Source organism: Stenotrophomonas sp. PE591 (genome assembly GCF_018320795.1).
Lineage (GTDB): Bacteria > Pseudomonadota > Gammaproteobacteria > Xanthomonadales > Xanthomonadaceae > Stenotrophomonas > Stenotrophomonas maltophilia.
The window spans coordinates 751,373-767,119 of the sequence record NZ_JAAOKO010000001.1; the positions used below are offsets into that span (position 1 = coordinate 751,373).

Consider the following 15,747-nt stretch of genomic DNA (forward strand, 5'->3'; position numbering starts at 1 on the left):
CGGGGCTGGCATCCTGCCCCCTCCCGCGGTTCCTGTCCTCCATGAAGACCACGACGCTGCTGTCCACTTCACTGCTGTTGTCGCTTGCCGTGCTTCCCGCTGTGGGCTGGGGCCAGGCGCAGCCGCCTGCGGCTTCCCCGCCGCCCACACCCGCTGCGCTGCCACCGAACGAGCCCAGTGTGCCGCTGTTGCCGGCACTGGCCTGGGAGCCGCCGCCGCTGCAGCCGTTCACCGCCACCTACCAGGCCTTCTACAAGGGCAAGGAAGCGGGTGATGCCAGCATGCAGGTCACCCACACCGGCGGCAGCCAGTGGCGCGTGGACATGCAGGTGGTCGGCCGCCGCGGCTTTGCCAGCGTGCTCGGCCTGAACATCGAGCAGAGCACGGTGTTCGAGGAGCGCAGTGGCGTCTACGCACCGCTCAGCCAGAGCACGGTGCGCAAGGGCCTGTTCCTGGGCAAGAAGGCCGTGGGCACTTACAACTGGCAGGCCGGCACCGCGCAATGGACCGGCGACGTCAAGAAGGAGCGCGCGCAGCCGATCCCGCTGCGGGCCGGCGACCAGAGCGCGCTGCTGATCAACCTGGCGATCATGCGCGATGCGCGTCCGGGCGCCACCATGCATTACCGCTACGTGGACATGGGCAAGGTCCGCGAACACGACTACCAGGCCGCGCCGCAGACCGAGAACGTCGAGGTCGGCGACCTGTCCTACAACGCGCTGCGGGTCTACCGGACCAACGGTGGCAGAAACGAAACCATTCTCTGGATCGCCAACGGTGTCCCCACCCCGGTGCGCATCCTGCAACGCGAAGACGGCGAAGACCGCGTCGACCTGCGCCTGATCGAATACCAAGGAGTCTGAGCATGAATACCCTGACCCGCCCCCTCACCTGGATCGCAGCCGCTGCCCTGACCGTGGCCAGCCTGCCGGCCATGGCGCTGGAACCGTTCAAGGCGGATTACCTGGCCAGCTACATGGGCATGCAGGCCAACGGCACCATGACCCTGGCCAGCGAAGGCAGCAACAAATGGCGCTACAGCCTGCAGGTGAAGAACCAGCTGGCCGACCTCAGCCAGAGCACGGTGTTCGAGGAAGTGCGTGGCCAGCTGCGCCCGCTCAGCAGCCAGGATCGTTCGGCACTGCTGGTGAAGAAGCGCAACGTGCAGGCCAACTACAACTGGACCAGCAACCAGGCCACCTGGACCGGCGACATCAAGCCGGACCGTGCGGGCCCCATCGCGCTGAAAGCAGGCGACATGGACGCGCTGCTGATCAACCTGGCGATCGCCCGTGACCTGGCCGCCGGCAAGCCGCTGACCTATCGCATGGTGGACGAAGGCCGGATCAAGAACATGACCTACCGCGTGATCGGCAAGGAATCGATCACCGTGGCCGGCAAGAGTTACGAGGCGACCAAGGTCTCGCGCGCCGATGGCAACAAGGAGCTGATCGCCTGGATCGTGCCGGACTTCCCGGTGCCGGCGCGCATGCTGCAGCGTGAGAGCGGCCGCGATGCGCTGGACCTGACCATCAAGGCGATGAACTGAGTGCCGGGGTCGGATCCCATCCCCTCGGGGATGGGCTCTGACCCCGGGCCCCGCGAAAAGAAAACGCCCGCTTTCGCGGGCGTTTTTCTTACTTCTTTTCCTCGGCCGCCGCCGGCTTGAACTCGGTGCGGCAGTCCACGCGGATCTGCTCACCGGTGCTGCGCCAGACAAAGGTGCGGCAATGACGGTTGCCGTCCTGGCTGTCGTTCACCGCGACCGCATAGAACGACTCGATGATCTCGTCACGCGTGACCGTGCCGTCGCCGTTCCAGTCCATGTCCTTCTGCTCGATGCCCTGGGTGATGGCGATGTTGGCGTACCAGGCATAGCCCAGCCACGCCAGCACGATCAGCACCAGGGCCAGCAGCGCCTTGCGACGCGGGCTGAACTTGCCGCGCAGGATCATGGCACGCGCCGGATGGTGGCGCCGAGTGAAGACAGCTTCTCTTCGATGTTCTCGTAGCCACGATCAAGGTGGTAGATGCGGTCGATGGTGGTATCGCCGCTGGCCATCAGGCCGGCCAGGATCAGCGAGGCCGACGCACGCAGGTCGGTCGCCATCACCGGTGCGCCGCTCAGGTGCTCGCTGCCACGCACGATGGCGGTGTGGCCTTCAACCTGGATGTCCGCGCCCAGGCGCAGCAGTTCGTTGACGTGCATGAAACGGTTCTCGAAGATCGTTTCGTTGATCACGCCCACGCCATCGGCCACGCAGTTGAGCGCCATGAACTGCGCCTGCATGTCGGTCGGGAATGCCGGGTACGGCGCGGTGGTCAGGTTGACCGCCTTCGGCCGCCTGCCCTGCATGTCCAGGGTGATGGTGTCGTCGGTGGTCTCGATCTTCGCACCGGCCTCGACCAGCTTGGACAGCACCGCGTCCATGGTGTTCGGGCGCGCACGGTTGACCGTGACCTTGCCACCGGTCATCGCTGCGGCCACCAGGAAGGTGCCGGTCTCGATGCGGTCGGGCAGCACTTCGTGGCGGCCACCGGACAGGCGCTCGACGCCCTCGATCACCAGGCGGGCGGTGCCCAGGCCTTCGATCTTCGCGCCCAGCGCGATCAGGCAGTGCGCCAGGTCGGTCACTTCCGGTTCCATCGCGCAGTTGTCGAGGATGGTGGTGCCTTCAGCCAGCACCGCGCCCATCAGCACGTTCTCGGTGCCGGTGACACTGACCATGTCGAAGGTGAAATGGCCACCCTTCAGGCGCTTTGCGGTGGCCTTGATGAAGCCGTTCTCGACCACGATCTCGGCGCCCAGCGCCTGCAGGCCCTTGATGTGCTGGTCGACCGGTCGCGAGCCGATCGCGCAGCCGCCCGGCAGCGACACTTCGGCGGCGCCGAAGCGGGCCAGCAGCGGGCCCAGCACCAGGATCGAGGCGCGCATGGTCTTGACCAGCTCATACGGTGCGACGTGCTGGTTGACCGGACGCGGGTCGACCACGATCGCGCTGCCGCGCGACAGCGTGCCCTGGTCGATGGTGACATTGGCGCCCAGCTCGCCCAGCAGCTTCACCGTGGTGACCACGTCGTGCAGGTGCGGCACGTTGGTGATCTCCACCGGCGCATCGGCCAGCAGGGTCGCGCAGAGAATGGGGAGGACGGCGTTCTTGGCGCCGGAGATGCTCACTTCACCGTGCAGCGCAGCGCCGCCGGTCACAACGATCTTGGCCATGTATTCGGGATCTTCTGCGGTTCAGCCGGCTTCGGCCGGGGTCACGGTTTTCAGCGCCAGCGCGTGGATCGCGCCGCCCATCAGGTCGCCCAGGGTGGCGTACACCATGCGGTGGCGGGCCAGCGGCATCTTGCCGGCGAAGGCCTCGCAGACCACGGTCGCTTCGAAATGCACGCCATCGTCGCCCTGCACGTCGGCGCGGGCGCCGGGCAGGCCGGTTTCGATCAGATTGCGGATGGTGTCGGCGTCCAACGGGCTTTCCTAATAAAATGTGGGTCCATTCTACTTCCGCTGCGTGGCGTCCGCATGGCCGAATCCCTGTTGCCCCCCCGTTCCGTCGACCCTGCCGGTCTGGTTGCCAGTGGCCGCCGCGTGTTCGAGATCGAGCGGCAGGCCCTGGATGCCGTGGCCGACCGCCTCGGCGAGGCCTTCCAGCAGGCCTGCCAGGCGATCCTGGCCAGCCGCGGGCGGGTGGTTGCCACCGGCATGGGCAAGTCCGGGCATATCGCGCGCAAGATCGCCGCCACCCTGGCCTCTACCGGTACGCCGGCGTTCTACGTGCACCCCGGTGAAGCCGGCCACGGCGACCTGGGCATGATCACCGAGGACGACGTCGTGCTGGCCCTGTCCTACTCGGGCGAATCGGACGAGGTGCTGATGCTGCTGCCGGTGCTCAAGCGCCAGGGCAACCTGCTGATCTCCATGACCGGCCGCCCGCAGTCCAGCCTGGCCACCGCCGCCGACATCCATCTGGACGTGAGCGTGCCGGCCGAGGCCTGCCCGCTGGCGCTGGCACCGACTTCCAGCACCACCGCCTCGCTGGCGATGGGCGATGCACTGGCCGTGGCCCTGCTCGAGGCACGTGGCTTCACCGCCGATGACTTCGCCCGCTCGCACCCGGCCGGCAGCCTCGGCCGTCGCCTGCTGCTGCACATCACCGACGTCATGCACACCGGCGACGACCTGCCCAGCGTGGGCGCCGACGCCAGCCTCAGCGAGGCGCTGGTGGAAATGAGCCGCAAGCGGCTGGGCATGACCGCCGTGGTTGACGCCGACGGCGTGCTGATCGGCCTGTTCACCGATGGCGACCTGCGCCGTGCGCTGGACAGCGCGCTGGATGTGCGCACGGCGAAGATCGCCGACGTGATGACCCGCAACCCGCGCACCATCGGCGCCGACCAGCTGGCGGTCGAGGCCGCCCGCCTGATGGAGACCCACAAGATCACCGGCCTGATCGTGGTTGATGGCCAGGGCCGCGCGGTTGGCGCGCTGAACATTCATGACCTGTTGCGGGCCCGGGTGGTTTAACCGACAGTCCGTAGACCCCATTCAGTCTGTAACGCCGCACCTGCCCATAACGAGCCTGCCGCCCTGATGCCCTGGTCCCCCCTGCCCGCCTTCCCCGCCCACCTGCATGCCGCTGCGGCCCAGATCCGCCTGGCCTGCTTCGACGTGGACGGCACCCTCACCGATGGTCGGCTGTACTACGACAAGGACGGCAACGAGAGCAAGGCGTACTTCGTGCAGGATGGCCTGGGCCTGAAACTGCTGCAGCAGCACGGTATCCACCCCGTGCTGATCACCGCGCGCAACAGCCAGTCCGCGCTCAAGCGCGGCGCCGACCTCGGCATCGATACGCAGATCGCCGTGGGCGACAAGCTGGCCAGCGTGCAGGCGCTGTGCGCGCAGCACGGGATCGGCCTGGAACAGGTGGCGTTCATGGGCGATGACCTGCCCGATCTGGCGCCGCTGGGTGCGGTCGGCCTTGCGGTGGCCCCGGCCAATGCCCATCCGTGGATCGCCGAACGCGTGCATTGGCAGACCCGCGCCGAGGGTGGCCGTGGCGCCGCGCGCGAGCTGTGCGACATCCTGCTGGCCGCCCAGGGCCGCGCGGATGCGGTGCTGGCGAGGTTTGGCGCATGAACCTGCCCACCTTGAACTGGCGCACCGTGCTCGGCATCAGCCTGCTGCTGGCCGCCCTGCTGAGCAGCTGGGCGGCGCTGCGCAACCGCGACAAGGGTCCAGCCACGGGGGGCCAGGAAATCGGCGTGGATTACATCCTGCATGACTTCCAGATCGTTGCCCTGGATGAGCACGGCAAGGAATCGACCACCCTGCGCGCACCGCGGCTGGAGCGCCAGCGCGGCGACCAGACCATCAACATCGCCACCCCGCTGTTCGAGATGCCGGACAAGGATGGCAAGCACTGGACGCTGCGTGCCGAGACCGGCTGGCTCAGCGCCAAGGGCGACGAGATGAAGCTGCGCGGCAAGGTCGCCGGCGACAGCCCGGCGGGCCCGGGCGTGGTGCCGACCACCTTCCGCACCGACCACCTGGACGTATTCCCGAAGGAGAACCGCGCCCGTACCGACGCCCTGGTGACAATGACCCGCCCGGGCATGGAACAGTCCGGCGTCGGCTTCGAAGTGGATTCGAAGAACAACACGTATCATTTCCTCAGCCAGTCCAAGGGCCGTTACACGCCCAGACGCTGATTCCGCCGCCAGCCCGCGACGTCTCCGGACAGGCGCAGGGCCGGCAGCCCCACCCTCCGCCCCCGGCCCGCCCGGCAGGCCCCCACCGGTAGAACGGACCCCGATGAAGATTCCCTTTGCCGCCGTACTCGCGCTCGGTCTTCTTGTCCCCAGCGCCGCCTTCGCCAAGTCCACCGACCGCAACGAAGACATGCACATCGATTCCGGCGCCCAGTCCGGCATGCTCACCGGCGACGGCAAGACCGTGCTGTCGCAGGGCGTGATCATCACCCAGGGCACGCTGGACCTGCGTTCGTCCGAGGCCGAGATCTACCTCAAGGACGGCGAGGCCGTGCGCGTGGTGTTCACCGGCAAGCAGGCCAAGATGAAGCAGCAGCTTGATGACGGCACCTGGATGGATGCGCTGGCTGATCGCATCGACTACGACATCAAGACCGAGATCATCACCCTGACCGGCAACTACAAGGTCACCAGCGCGCGCGGCACCAACGCCGGCCAGCGCATGGTCTACAACACCCGCACCGGCGAGATGAACTCCGGTGGTGACGGCAGCCGCGTGCGTACCGTCATCCCGCCGAAGAACAAGACCCCGGCCGCGCCTGCGGCACAGCCCAAGGCCACCACGCCGGCACAGCCGGCCGGGAGCAGGAAGTAATGCTCGTCGCCAAGGGCCTGCGCAAAAAGTACAAGCAGCGCGAAGTGGTCAAGGACTTCGGCCTGACCCTCGATGCGGGTGAAGTGGTCGGCCTGCTCGGCCCCAACGGTGCCGGCAAGACCACCTGTTTCTACATGATCGTCGGTCTGGTGGCCGCCGATGCCGGCAGCATCGTGCTCGACGGCAAGGACATCACCGGCGACCCGATGTACACCCGCGCCAAGCAGGGGGTGGGCTACCTGCCGCAGGAACCGTCGGTGTTCCGCAAGCTTACCGTGGCCGACAACATCCGCCTGGTGCTGGAACTGCGCGAGGACCTGGACTCGGCCGGCCGCGAGCGCGAATTGAACGGCCTGCTCGACGAACTGCAGCTGGGCCATGTCGCCGACCAGCTCGGCGCCAGCCTGTCCGGTGGCGAACGCCGCCGCTGCGAGATCGCCCGCGCACTGGCCGCACAACCGCGCCTGATCCTGCTCGACGAACCGTTCGCCGGTGTCGACCCGATTTCGGTCGGCGAGATCCAGCGCATCGTCACCCACCTCAAGCAGCGTGGCATCGGCGTGCTGATCACCGACCACAACGTGCGCGAGACCTTGGGTATCTGCGACCGCGCGTATATCCTCGCCGAGGGCAGCGTGCTGGCCCAGGGTTCGCCGGAGGCGATCCTGGACAACGCCGATGTACGTCGCGTCTACCTCGGGGATTCCTTCAAGCTGTGAAGCAGTCGCCGGGTCCCTTTCCTTCCTTTCGGCACAGGCATGAAGACTCGGCTGCAGACATCGTTGGGACAGCAACTGGTGCTCACGCCCCAGTTGCAGCAGGCGATCAAGCTGCTGCAGATGTCGGCCACCGAACTGGAGCTGGAGATCGCGCAGGCAGTGGAAAGCAACCCACTGCTGGACTGGGCCGACAGCAACGACAGCAGCGCCGCCAACGAAGGCAGCGATGGCAACGACAACGAAGCGCCTGCAGAGCGCAGCGATGAGGGCGACGACTGGGCGCCGACCGAACTGGACTCGACGACGACCGGCAGCGGTGGCAGCTTCGATGATGACGACGACAACGGCAGCGCTGCCGAGCGCGTAGCCGAAACCGAAACACTGGCCGACCATCTGCTGTGGCAGCTGCATCTGTCGCATCTGTCCTCGCGTGATCGCAGCATCGGTGCCGCGCTGATCGATGCACTGGACGACGATGGTTACCTGCGCGAGCCGCTGGCCACCATCGCTGAAACCCTGTTGCCGGCGATCCACGCCGACGAGGACGAGATCCTCGCCGTGCTGCATCGCATCCAGCGCTTCGATCCGGTGGGTGTGGCTGCACGCACGCTGGGCGAATGCCTGCTGCTGCAGCTGGATGTGCTGGCCGGCGACACGCCCGGCCTGCTGCTGGCGCGACAGATTGCCGCAGGCCCCCTGGAACGTTTGCCGCGCAGCGGCGTCGCCGGGCTCGCCCATGAGTTGAAGCTGCCGCTGGACGAGGTCGAGACTGCCGTGGCGCTGCTGCGTTCGCTGGACCCGCGCCCGGGCACGCAGATCGCGCCGCTGTCGCAGGACACCTATGTGGTGCCGGATGTGGTGGTGTGGCGGCAGAACGGCGTATGGCGCGCAGCGCTGGCCGCGCATGCCGGGCCGAAGGTGGTGATCCACCGCGGCTACGAACAGCTGATCCGACGTTGTGGCGACGCCGATGCCGGCTACCTGCGTGCCCAGCTGCAGGAAGCGCGCTGGCTGCTGAAAGGGCTGCAGCAGCGTGGTGACACCCTGCTGCGCGTCGTGCGCAGCCTGATCCTGCAGCAGGCCGGCTTCCTCGAATTCGGCGAGCAGGCGCTGCGTCCACTGACCCTGCGCGAGATCGCCGCCGAGCTCGGCCTGCACGAATCCACGGTCTCGCGCGCGATCGCCCGCAAGCACGTGCGTACCCCGCGAGGCACCCTGCCGCTGCGCGCCTTCTTCGCCTCGGGCATCGATACCGAGAGCGGTGGCGAGGCGTCCAGCACCGCCATCCAGGCGATGATCCGGCGCCTGATCGACGACGAGAACCCGCGCAAGCCGCTTTCTGACGCCAAGCTGGCTGACCTGCTCAAATCGTCGGGAATTCCAGTAGCGCGACGCACCGTGGCGAAGTATCGTGAAGCCATGAACATTTCCGCCTCGCACGAAAGGGTCAGAATCGCTTGACGCGCCGCCGCGCCCGGCGGAGAGGTTCATTGGCACATCCGAACACAGGAGAAACCCGATGCGCATCGAAACGTTTGGCAAAGATGTCGAAGTCACCCCGGCCCTGCAGTCCTATGTTGAGGAGAAGCTGGCCCGGATCGGAAAGCACTTCGACCAGCACTGCGAAGCGCGGGTGACCCTCAAGCTGCAGAAGACCGAACACCACGTCGACGCCAGCCTCAACATTCCCGGCCAGACCCTGCACGCCGAGGCCAATGCCCAGACCATGTATGCCGCGATCGACCTGCTTGCGGACAAGCTTGACCGTCTGGTGATCAAGCACAAGGAGAAAAAACAGCAGCACGCACCGCTGCCGGTGGGCGACAATGGTGGCTGATCGCCACCGTTCCCCGCAGACATGCCCCTGACTGACCTCCTGGCGGCCGTGCAGACCCAGCTCTGTACGGCCACCGACCGTGACAGCGTCCTGCAGGCCGCCGCCGGGTTGCTGGCCTGCCGCCAGGCCAACGCCGAACAGATCTATCTGAACCTGTGCCAGCGCGAAGCGCTGGGCAGCACCGCCATCGGCCACGGCATCGCCATTCCCCACGGCCGCGCGCCAACCCTGGACCGCCCCCGCGGCGCCCTGCTGCGGTTGGCCACCCCGGTCGATTTCGGTGGCGAGGAGCCGGTGGACCTGGTGTTCGCGATGGCTGTCCCCGCCCACTACACCCACCAGCACCTGATGCTGCTGTCCGAGCTGGCCGAGCTGTTCTCGGCGCCGGACATCCGCCAGGCCCTGCGCGAAGCGGGCGATGCCCGGGCGCTGCGCGAGGCGCTGGACATGACCCCACCTGCGAGTGCCGCATGAATACCAGCATCACCGCCCGTGAACTGTTCGAACAGCAGCGCGAGCGGCTGGGGCTGCGCTGGGCTGCCGGCAAGTCCGGCGAGAAGCGCGAGCTGGAGGCCGGCAACACGGTCTCGCGGCGCCCCTCGCTGGCCGGCTACCTCAATGCCATCTATCCCAACAAGGTGCAGATCCTGGGCACCGAGGAACTGTCCTGGCTGGATGCGCTGGAACCGCGCCAGCGTTGGGAGACCATCGAAAAGATCATGCAGTCGCACCCGCTGGCGCTGGTGCTGACCCGCAACCAGGCCTGCCCGGAAGACCTACGCGCTGCCGCGGACGAATCCGGCACGCCGCTGTGGCTGTCGCCCAAGCGCGGCCACGAACTGCTCAACCACCTGTCCTACCACCTGGCGCGTACGCTGGCGCCGCGGGTGATCCTGCACGGCGTGTTCATGGAGATCTACTCCATCGGCGTGCTGATCACCGGCGAAGCGGGATCCGGCAAGAGCGAACTGGCGCTGGAACTGCTCAGCCGTGGCCATCGCCTGGTGGCCGACGATGCCCCCGAATTCACCCAGATCGCACCCGATGTACTCGATGGCACCTGCCCGGAGCTGCTGCAGGACCTGCTGGAAGTGCGCGGCCTGGGCGTGTTGAACGTGCGCGAGATGTTCGGCGACACGGCTGTAAAGAAGAACAAGTACCTTCGGCTGATCGTCCACCTGACCAAGCCGATGACCGAACCCACCCCGCATGGCTACGAGCGCCTGACCGGCGATTCGGGCACCCGCCATGTGCTGGACCTGGACGTACCGCTGATCACCCTGCCGGTGATGCCCGGCCGCAACCTGGCCGTGCTGACCGAGGCGGCCACCCGCCTGCACATCCTGCGCACCAAGGGCATCGACCCGGCAGCCATGTTCATCGCCCGCCACAGCAACCTGCTGGAACGGCGAACACCCTGATTTCCCTGCCCTTCGAAGAGCCTGTCCATGAGCACCGTCACCCCCTCCGCCCCGACCCTGATCATCGTCAGCGGCCTGTCCGGCTCGGGTAAATCCGTCGCCCTGAAGACCTTCGAGGACCAGGATTACTACTGCTCGGACAACCTGCCGATCAATCTGCTGCCCGACTTCGTGCGCAGCCTGCTGACCAACCACGACGGCAGCGCACCACGGCGTCTGGCCGTAGGCATCGACGTTCGCGGCCAGGCCGACCTGAGCCAGCTGGGCGACTGGCGGCAGCTGGCGGCCGACGCCGGCGTGGACGTGAAGGTGCTGTTCTTCGAGGCCAGCGACGAGGCCGTGCTCAAGCGCTACGCCGACACCCGCCGCCGCCATCCGCTGAGCCAGCTGGGCCTGTCGCTGCCTGAAGCCATCGCCCGCGAACGCGAGTTGACCGCACCGCTGCGCCGCGAGGCCGATGCGGTGATCGACACCAGCAGCCTCAACGTGCATCAGCTGCGGCGGCGGATCATCACCGAGTTCACGATGGACCATGCCACCGGCCTGTCGCTGCTGTTCGAATCGTTCGCCTACAAGCGCGGCGTGCCGGCCGAGGCGGACTTCGTGTTCGATGCGCGGGTGCTGCCCAATCCGCACTGGGACCCGGACCTGCGCGCGCTCAGCGGTCGCGAACCGGATGTACGCGACTACCTGGAAGCGCAGCCGGACGTGCAGCGCTACCTGGCCCAGCTGATGGACTTCCTCGATACCTGGCTGCCGAAGCTGGGCGATGGCACCCGCAGCTATGTGACCGTGGCGTTCGGCTGCACCGGCGGCAAGCACCGGTCGGTGTTCCTGGCCGAGCGTCTGGCCCGGCATGCCCGCGAGATGGGCTGGGAAGACGTGGCGACGTACCACCGCGAACAGGATTGAGGGGGGTCGGCCGGGCTGCGCCCGGCACCCGCCGGTAGTGCCGGCCGCTGGCCGGCAACAGCAACAGCAACAGCAGAAGCGGGATTTCGTGGGATGGCGGGGCGGTGTGGGTCTGCAGGACACGCCGTGAACCCCGCTCTGCGGTCCGGCCCAGCCGCTGGCGGCTGGGCGTTCGGGCGCTTGCGAAGCAGTGCTTCGCAAGCAAAGCGCCCTCACCCCTGGGGGCTCGATGGCGCCATCCATGGCGCCAACGGTCCTGCAGACCCACACCGCCCCATCTCTGACAGATTTCTGCTGCGGTGGGTGTCGACCCTGGTCGACACGATGGATCCACGCCATGCGTGGATGAATCGCTGTCAGGCATCGAAAAACGGATGGGGTCGGATCTCTCTCTCAACGGAAAAGGCCTCCCCTGGGAGCAACGCTGAATACGGGACACAGTGCCCCTCTCCTGCTGCTATCGCCAATTCACCTTGACCTGTTAACGTGCAGTAATGACCTGTGGCATTCTCCTCGTAACACATCCCGGGGTCGGGACCGCCCTGCTTGACGTGGCGACCCGGCTCCTGCGGCAGTTGCCGCTGAAAACCGAAGCTTTCGAAGTACCGTTCGACGCAGACCTGGACGCCCTGCTCCCGCTCGCCTCGGCCGCCCTGCGGCGGGTTGACGGGGGTGATGGTGTGCTGATCCTGACCGACCTGTACGGCGCCAGCCCTGCCAACCTTTCCGGGCAGCTGGCCCGGCTGGGGACCCCGGTTCGCCGGGTGTCGGCGCTGAGCCTGCCGATGTTGCTGCGGGTGATGAATTATCCGGAACAGGGACTGGATCAACTGCCCGCCACAGCCGCGGCGGGTACCCGTAATGGAGCGATAGTCGACGATGCTTGAACGAGAACTCACCGTGAGCAACCGCCTGGGCCTGCATGCCCGGGCCACCGCCAAGCTGGTGCAGACCCTGGCGCCGTTCCGCTGCAACGTGACCATGGCCGCCAAAGGCCGTGAGATCAACGCCAAGAGCATCATGGGCGTGATGCTGCTGGCCGCCGGCCAGGGCACCCCGGTCACCGTGCGGATCAACGGCGAGGACGAAGCCGCCGCGATGGAGGCGGTGGTCGGCCTGTTCGAACGCCGTTTCGACGAGGACAGCTGAGCGTGCCACGCGCACGCGCCGGCCAACCCCCTTCCGGCCAGCGGCCGGTACTGCTGCTGGCCGGGCATGGTGCCGCCCGCGGCACGGCAATGGGCCGCGCCCGCGTGCGCCTGCCGCATGCACTGGAAGTGGCCGAGCAGCGCGTTGCCGCCCACCAGGTCGAGGCCGAGCTGGCGTGCCTGCATCGCGCGGTGGACGCCGCGCGCTCGGAGATGCACGAGCTGCGCCAGCGCCTGCATGGAGCGCTGAACCAGGAAGTGGGTGAGTTCCTCGACCTGCATGCGCTGCTGCTGGACGATCCCGAGCTGCTGTATGGACTGGACGAACTGATCCGCAGCGGACCGTACAGCGCCGGCTATGCGTTGCGCCTGCAGCGCGACCGCCTGGCCAAGGTCTTCGACGGCATGGACGATGCTTACCTGAAGAGCCGCATGGACGACCTCGACCATGTGATCGGCCGCATCCATGCCTTCCTGCAGCCCGAACGCCCGCCAGCGGTGAAAGGCTTGGCCGGCGAGATCCTGGTCTGCGACAACATCGCGCCCTCCGAACTGGCACAGCTGCAGGCGCAAGGCGTGGTCGGCATCGTCACCGCCGCCGGCAGCGCGCTCTCGCACAGCGCGATCCTTGCGCGCAGCCTGCACCTGCCCTTGATCGTCAACGTGCCGCAGCTGCTCAGCCGCATCGCCGATGGCGACGTGCTGATCATCGACGGCGCCGACGGCAGCATCACCGCCAATCCACAGGCCGACAATCTGCGCGACTACCGCGCACGACTGAAGGAACACGCGCGCGAACAGCGCGAGCTCGGCCGCCTGCGCAGCAAGCCCAGCCGCACCCGCGACCAGGTCGACATTGCCCTGCTGGCCAATGCCGAGTCGCTGGAGGACGTGACCCAGGCGCATGCGCTGGGCGCCCACGGCCTGGGCCTGTACCGCACCGAATTCCTGTTCCTGCAGCGCAACGAGCTGCCGGATGAAGAAGAACAGTTCCAGACCTACCGCGATGCGGCACTGGGCATGAGCGGGCGACCGGTGACCATCCGCACCCTCGATCTGGGCGCGGACAAGGCCGACCGCACCGGCCTGACCCTGAGCAACGAAGAAAACCCGGCGCTCGGCCTCCGCGGCGTACGCCTGTCGCTGGCACGGCCGAAGGTAGCCGACACCCAGCTGCGCGCGATCCTGCGCGCCTCGGCCTACGGCAAGCTGCGGGTGCTGGTGCCGATGGTCAGCACCCGGGAGGAACTGCTGGCGGTGCGCCGCCGCATGCTCAAGCTGACCGAACAGCTGCGCGGCGAAGGCCACATGGTGTCCGACCACGTGCCACTGGGCGCGATGATCGAAGTCCCTGCTGCGGCGCTGGCGCTGGAGAGCTTCATCGACCTGGTCGATTTCCTGTCGATCGGCACCAACGACCTGGTGCAGTACCTGCTGGCGGCCGACCGCAACAATGAAGCACTGGGCGAGCTGTATTCGCCGTTGCACCCGGCGGTGCTGCGGCTGCTGCAGATGGTGATCGAGACCGGCGCGCGCCACCGCATCCCGGTGGCGGTCTGTGGCGAGATGGCCGGCGATGCGCGGATGACCCCGCTGCTGCTGGCACTGGGCCTGACCGAGTTCAGCCTGCACCCGGGCACGCTGCTGGAAGTACGCCGCGCGGTCCGCGAGGCCGACCTGGCCATGCTGCGCGCGCGCGCACCGAAGCTGCTGGCCGCGCGCGACCGCCGCGCGATCGAACGCTGGCTGGCACTGGTGGCGGATACGCCCTGAGCGCCAAGGGTGGTGCCGGCCGCTGGCCGGCAGCCTCCCCATCGAAGACCAAGTGGTTGCCGGCCAGCGGCCGGCACTACCGCCACCCGGCGGCTATGCGTTGAAACATCGCCTTGCGATAATGACGCGCTGAACACCCCTGTTGCCGCATCCTTGCCGGGATCGCGGCTTTTCTTATCCCCGCGGGAGCTGCGATGGCTGAAGCTGTACGCCACGACAAGACTGCGCGCCAACTGCGGATGCTGTCCGATGCACTGGACAGCGGCCGGCTGGGCCCGGTACGTCGCCTGGTCAACACCCTGGCCCCGGCCGAGATCGGCAACCTGCTCGAATCGTTACCGCCGGGCAAGCGCGAGGTGGTGTGGGGACTGGTTGATCCGGAAGACGACGGCGAGGTGCTGGTCCACGTCGGCGACGACGTGCGCGAAAGCCTGCTCGCGGACATGGACCCGGACGAGATCATCGCCGCGGTCGAAGACCTGGACATCGACGATCTGGCCGACCTGGTCGAAGACCTGCCGGACACGGTCATCGACGAAGTCCTCAAGTCGATGGACCGCGAGAACCGCGAGCGCCTGGAACAGGTCCTGTCCTATCCCGAGGACAGCGCCGGTCGCCTGATGAATCCGGACGTGGTGACCGTGCGCGCCGACGTCAATGTCGACGTCGTGCTGCGCTACCTGCGCCTGCGCGGTGAACTGCCCGACCACACCGACCACCTGTTCGTGGTCAGCCGCCGCCATCAGTACCTTGGCCGCGTGTCGCTGGCGGCACTGGTGACCCACGAGGACACCACCCCGATCAATCGCCTGATCGACGACGAGCAGCCAGCCATCGACGTCGGCGAGAGCGACCAGGAAGTCGCCCGCCAGTTCTCCGACCATGACTGGATCTCCGCGCCAGTGGTGGATGACAACAACATCCTGATCGGTCGCATCACCATCGATGACGTGGTCGACATCATCCGCGGCCAGGCCGAGCACCAGGCGCTGGGCGCCGCCGGTCTGGACGAGGACGAAGATCTGTTCAGCCCGGTCTGGCGCGCGATGCGCCGCCGCCTGATGTGGCTGTCGGTGAACCTGTGCACGGCCTTCCTGGCCTCCAGCGTGGTCGGCCACTTCGAAGGCACCATCGACAAACTGGTGGCGCTGGCGGTGCTGATGCCGATCGTCGCCGGCCTCGGCGGCAACGCCGGTACCCAGGTGCTGGCACTGATGGTGCGCGGCCTGGCGCTGGGCCAGGTGGGCGCCTCCAACGCCCGCACCCTGCTGTGGAAGGAAGTTCGGGTCGCGCTGTTGAACGGCGTGATGCTGGGTTCCGTGCTGGGCCTGATCGTGCTCGCCTGGTTCCACTCGCCCGGGTTGTCGGCAGTGATCGCCATCGCGTTGACCTGCAACCTGTTGTTTGCTGCGTTGGCCGGCGTGCTGGTGCCGTTGACGTTGAAGCGCTTCGGCTTCGACCCGGCGCTGGCCAGCGGCATCTTCCTGACCGCCGTGACCGATTCGATGGGCTTCTTCACCTTCCTCGGCCTGGCCACCCTGGTGCTGCTGCACTGACCATCTCG

The 15,747-nt window shown here is 67.4% G+C and carries 19 protein-coding genes; 16 read left to right on the top strand and 3 right to left on the bottom strand.

From position 1 onward, the window contains the following. Positions 1-41: 41 nt before the first annotated feature. Both JLDANKMP_RS03710 and JLDANKMP_RS03715 read left to right on the top strand, forming a co-directional pair. Complete coding sequence (locus tag JLDANKMP_RS03710) at positions 42-863, top strand: DUF3108 domain-containing protein (protein WP_005412504.1); 822 nt, start codon at positions 42-44, stop codon at positions 861-863. 2 nt (positions 864-865) lie between these two features. After that, positions 866-1,549: a DUF3108 domain-containing protein gene (locus tag JLDANKMP_RS03715; protein ID WP_005408399.1), complete on the top strand. Its 684-nt coding sequence runs from the start codon at positions 866-868 to the stop codon at positions 1,547-1,549. A gap of 88 nt (positions 1,550-1,637) precedes the next feature. Here the strand turns inward: JLDANKMP_RS03715 and JLDANKMP_RS03720 are convergent, their stop codons facing one another. From JLDANKMP_RS03720 to JLDANKMP_RS03730, 3 genes are read right to left on the bottom strand one after another with little or no spacing between them, the layout of a single operon-like run. Continuing rightward, positions 1,638-1,955, bottom strand: a complete 318-nt coding sequence (locus tag JLDANKMP_RS03720; RefSeq protein WP_005408398.1) for a hypothetical protein — start codon at positions 1,953-1,955, stop codon at positions 1,638-1,640. Continuing rightward, positions 1,952-3,223 carry a UDP-N-acetylglucosamine 1-carboxyvinyltransferase gene (murA, locus tag JLDANKMP_RS03725; RefSeq protein ID WP_212560559.1) on the bottom strand — a complete coding sequence of 424 codons (1,272 nt, stop codon included), beginning with the start codon at positions 3,221-3,223 and terminating at the stop codon, positions 1,952-1,954. The genes JLDANKMP_RS03720 and murA overlap by 4 nt, the downstream gene beginning before the upstream one ends. Positions 3,224-3,244: 21 nt before the next feature. After that, positions 3,245-3,475, bottom strand: coding sequence for a BolA family protein (locus tag JLDANKMP_RS03730; RefSeq protein ID WP_005408396.1), 231 nt, complete (start codon positions 3,473-3,475; stop codon positions 3,245-3,247). Positions 3,476-3,529: 54 nt separating this feature from the next. On the opposite strand from JLDANKMP_RS03730, the gene JLDANKMP_RS03735 reads away from it, so the two are divergent. From JLDANKMP_RS03735 to mgtE, 14 genes are all read left to right on the top strand, one after another. After that, entirely contained in the window at positions 3,530-4,531 is a 1,002-nt protein-coding gene (locus tag JLDANKMP_RS03735) for a KpsF/GutQ family sugar-phosphate isomerase (RefSeq protein ID WP_212560560.1), read from the top strand. Positions 4,532-4,597: 66 nt separating this feature from the next. After that, entirely contained in the window at positions 4,598-5,146 is a 549-nt protein-coding gene (locus JLDANKMP_RS03740) for an HAD hydrolase family protein (RefSeq protein WP_005408394.1), read from the top strand. Beyond that, a complete protein-coding gene (gene lptC, locus JLDANKMP_RS03745) occupies positions 5,143-5,718 on the top strand; it encodes an LPS export ABC transporter periplasmic protein LptC (protein ID WP_012479345.1) in 576 nt (191 codons plus the stop codon). The genes JLDANKMP_RS03740 and lptC overlap by 4 nt, the downstream gene beginning before the upstream one ends. 103 nt (positions 5,719-5,821) lie before the next feature. Continuing rightward, complete coding sequence (gene lptA / locus JLDANKMP_RS03750; RefSeq protein WP_005408392.1) at positions 5,822-6,373, top strand: lipopolysaccharide transport periplasmic protein LptA; 552 nt, start codon at positions 5,822-5,824, stop codon at positions 6,371-6,373. Then, the gene (gene lptB, locus JLDANKMP_RS03755) at positions 6,373-7,092 is read left to right on the top strand and encodes an LPS export ABC transporter ATP-binding protein (RefSeq protein ID WP_005408391.1); all 720 of its coding nucleotides are present in this window, start codon (positions 6,373-6,375) and stop codon (positions 7,090-7,092) included. The genes lptA and lptB overlap by 1 nt, the downstream gene beginning before the upstream one ends. Before the next feature lie 39 nt (positions 7,093-7,131). Further along, positions 7,132-8,553: an RNA polymerase factor sigma-54 gene (locus JLDANKMP_RS03760; protein WP_212560561.1), complete on the top strand. Its 1,422-nt coding sequence runs from the start codon at positions 7,132-7,134 to the stop codon at positions 8,551-8,553. Positions 8,554-8,611: 58 nt separating this feature from the next. Further along, entirely contained in the window at positions 8,612-8,929 is a 318-nt protein-coding gene (gene raiA / locus JLDANKMP_RS03765; RefSeq protein ID WP_004147311.1) for a ribosome-associated translation inhibitor RaiA, read from the top strand. A 21-nt stretch (positions 8,930-8,950) separates the two neighbouring features. Next, positions 8,951-9,403 (top strand): PTS sugar transporter subunit IIA, encoded by a 453-nt coding sequence (locus JLDANKMP_RS03770; RefSeq protein WP_005408389.1) that lies wholly within the window; start codon positions 8,951-8,953, stop codon positions 9,401-9,403. Further along, positions 9,400-10,350 carry an HPr(Ser) kinase/phosphatase gene (hprK, locus tag JLDANKMP_RS03775; protein WP_005408388.1) on the top strand — a complete coding sequence of 317 codons (951 nt, stop codon included), beginning with the start codon at positions 9,400-9,402 and terminating at the stop codon, positions 10,348-10,350. The genes JLDANKMP_RS03770 and hprK overlap by 4 nt, the downstream gene beginning before the upstream one ends. A gap of 27 nt (positions 10,351-10,377) precedes the next feature. Continuing rightward, positions 10,378-11,262 (top strand): RNase adapter RapZ, encoded by an 885-nt coding sequence (gene rapZ, locus JLDANKMP_RS03780; protein WP_212560562.1) that lies wholly within the window; start codon positions 10,378-10,380, stop codon positions 11,260-11,262. A gap of 494 nt (positions 11,263-11,756) precedes the next feature. Then, entirely contained in the window at positions 11,757-12,149 is a 393-nt protein-coding gene (locus JLDANKMP_RS03785; protein WP_212560563.1) for a PTS fructose IIA subunit family protein, read from the top strand. Next, positions 12,142-12,411, top strand: a complete 270-nt coding sequence (locus JLDANKMP_RS03790; RefSeq protein WP_005408385.1) for an HPr family phosphocarrier protein — start codon at positions 12,142-12,144, stop codon at positions 12,409-12,411. The genes JLDANKMP_RS03785 and JLDANKMP_RS03790 overlap by 8 nt, the downstream gene beginning before the upstream one ends. Before the next feature lie 2 nt (positions 12,412-12,413). Then, complete coding sequence (gene ptsP / locus JLDANKMP_RS03795; RefSeq protein WP_059033400.1) at positions 12,414-14,183, top strand: phosphoenolpyruvate--protein phosphotransferase; 1,770 nt, start codon at positions 12,414-12,416, stop codon at positions 14,181-14,183. A 194-nt stretch (positions 14,184-14,377) separates the two neighbouring features. Then, positions 14,378-15,739, top strand: a complete 1,362-nt coding sequence (gene mgtE / locus JLDANKMP_RS03800) for a magnesium transporter (protein ID WP_005408383.1) — start codon at positions 14,378-14,380, stop codon at positions 15,737-15,739. The last annotated feature ends 8 nt before the right edge of the window (positions 15,740-15,747 follow it).

Bases quoted from the DNA above. Each gene is read 5' to 3' on its own strand.
- JLDANKMP_RS03710 (WP_005412504.1), top strand. From the start codon at position 42: ATGAAGACCACGACGCTGCTGTCCACTTCACTGCTGTTGTCGCTTGCC.
- JLDANKMP_RS03715 (WP_005408399.1), top strand. From the start codon at position 866: ATGAATACCCTGACCCGCCCCCTCACCTGGATCGCAGCCGCTGCCCTG.
- JLDANKMP_RS03720 (WP_005408398.1), bottom strand. From the start codon at position 1,955: ATGATCCTGCGCGGCAAGTTCAGCCCGCGTCGCAAGGCGCTGCTGGCC.
- murA (WP_212560559.1), bottom strand. From the start codon at position 3,223: ATGGCCAAGATCGTTGTGACCGGCGGCGCTGCGCTGCACGGTGAAGTG.
- JLDANKMP_RS03735 (WP_212560560.1), top strand. From the start codon at position 3,530: ATGGCCGAATCCCTGTTGCCCCCCCGTTCCGTCGACCCTGCCGGTCTG.
- JLDANKMP_RS03740 (WP_005408394.1), top strand. From the start codon at position 4,598: ATGCCCTGGTCCCCCCTGCCCGCCTTCCCCGCCCACCTGCATGCCGCT.
- lptC (WP_012479345.1), top strand. From the start codon at position 5,143: ATGAACCTGCCCACCTTGAACTGGCGCACCGTGCTCGGCATCAGCCTG.
- lptA (WP_005408392.1), top strand. From the start codon at position 5,822: ATGAAGATTCCCTTTGCCGCCGTACTCGCGCTCGGTCTTCTTGTCCCC.
- lptB (WP_005408391.1), top strand. From the start codon at position 6,373: ATGCTCGTCGCCAAGGGCCTGCGCAAAAAGTACAAGCAGCGCGAAGTG.
- JLDANKMP_RS03760 (WP_212560561.1), top strand. From the start codon at position 7,132: ATGAAGACTCGGCTGCAGACATCGTTGGGACAGCAACTGGTGCTCACG.
- raiA (WP_004147311.1), top strand. From the start codon at position 8,612: ATGCGCATCGAAACGTTTGGCAAAGATGTCGAAGTCACCCCGGCCCTG.
- JLDANKMP_RS03770 (WP_005408389.1), top strand. From the start codon at position 8,951: ATGCCCCTGACTGACCTCCTGGCGGCCGTGCAGACCCAGCTCTGTACG.
- hprK (WP_005408388.1), top strand. From the start codon at position 9,400: ATGAATACCAGCATCACCGCCCGTGAACTGTTCGAACAGCAGCGCGAG.
- rapZ (WP_212560562.1), top strand. From the start codon at position 10,378: ATGAGCACCGTCACCCCCTCCGCCCCGACCCTGATCATCGTCAGCGGC.
- JLDANKMP_RS03785 (WP_212560563.1), top strand. From the start codon at position 11,757: ATGACCTGTGGCATTCTCCTCGTAACACATCCCGGGGTCGGGACCGCC.
- JLDANKMP_RS03790 (WP_005408385.1), top strand. From the start codon at position 12,142: ATGCTTGAACGAGAACTCACCGTGAGCAACCGCCTGGGCCTGCATGCC.
- mgtE (WP_005408383.1), top strand. From the start codon at position 14,378: ATGGCTGAAGCTGTACGCCACGACAAGACTGCGCGCCAACTGCGGATG.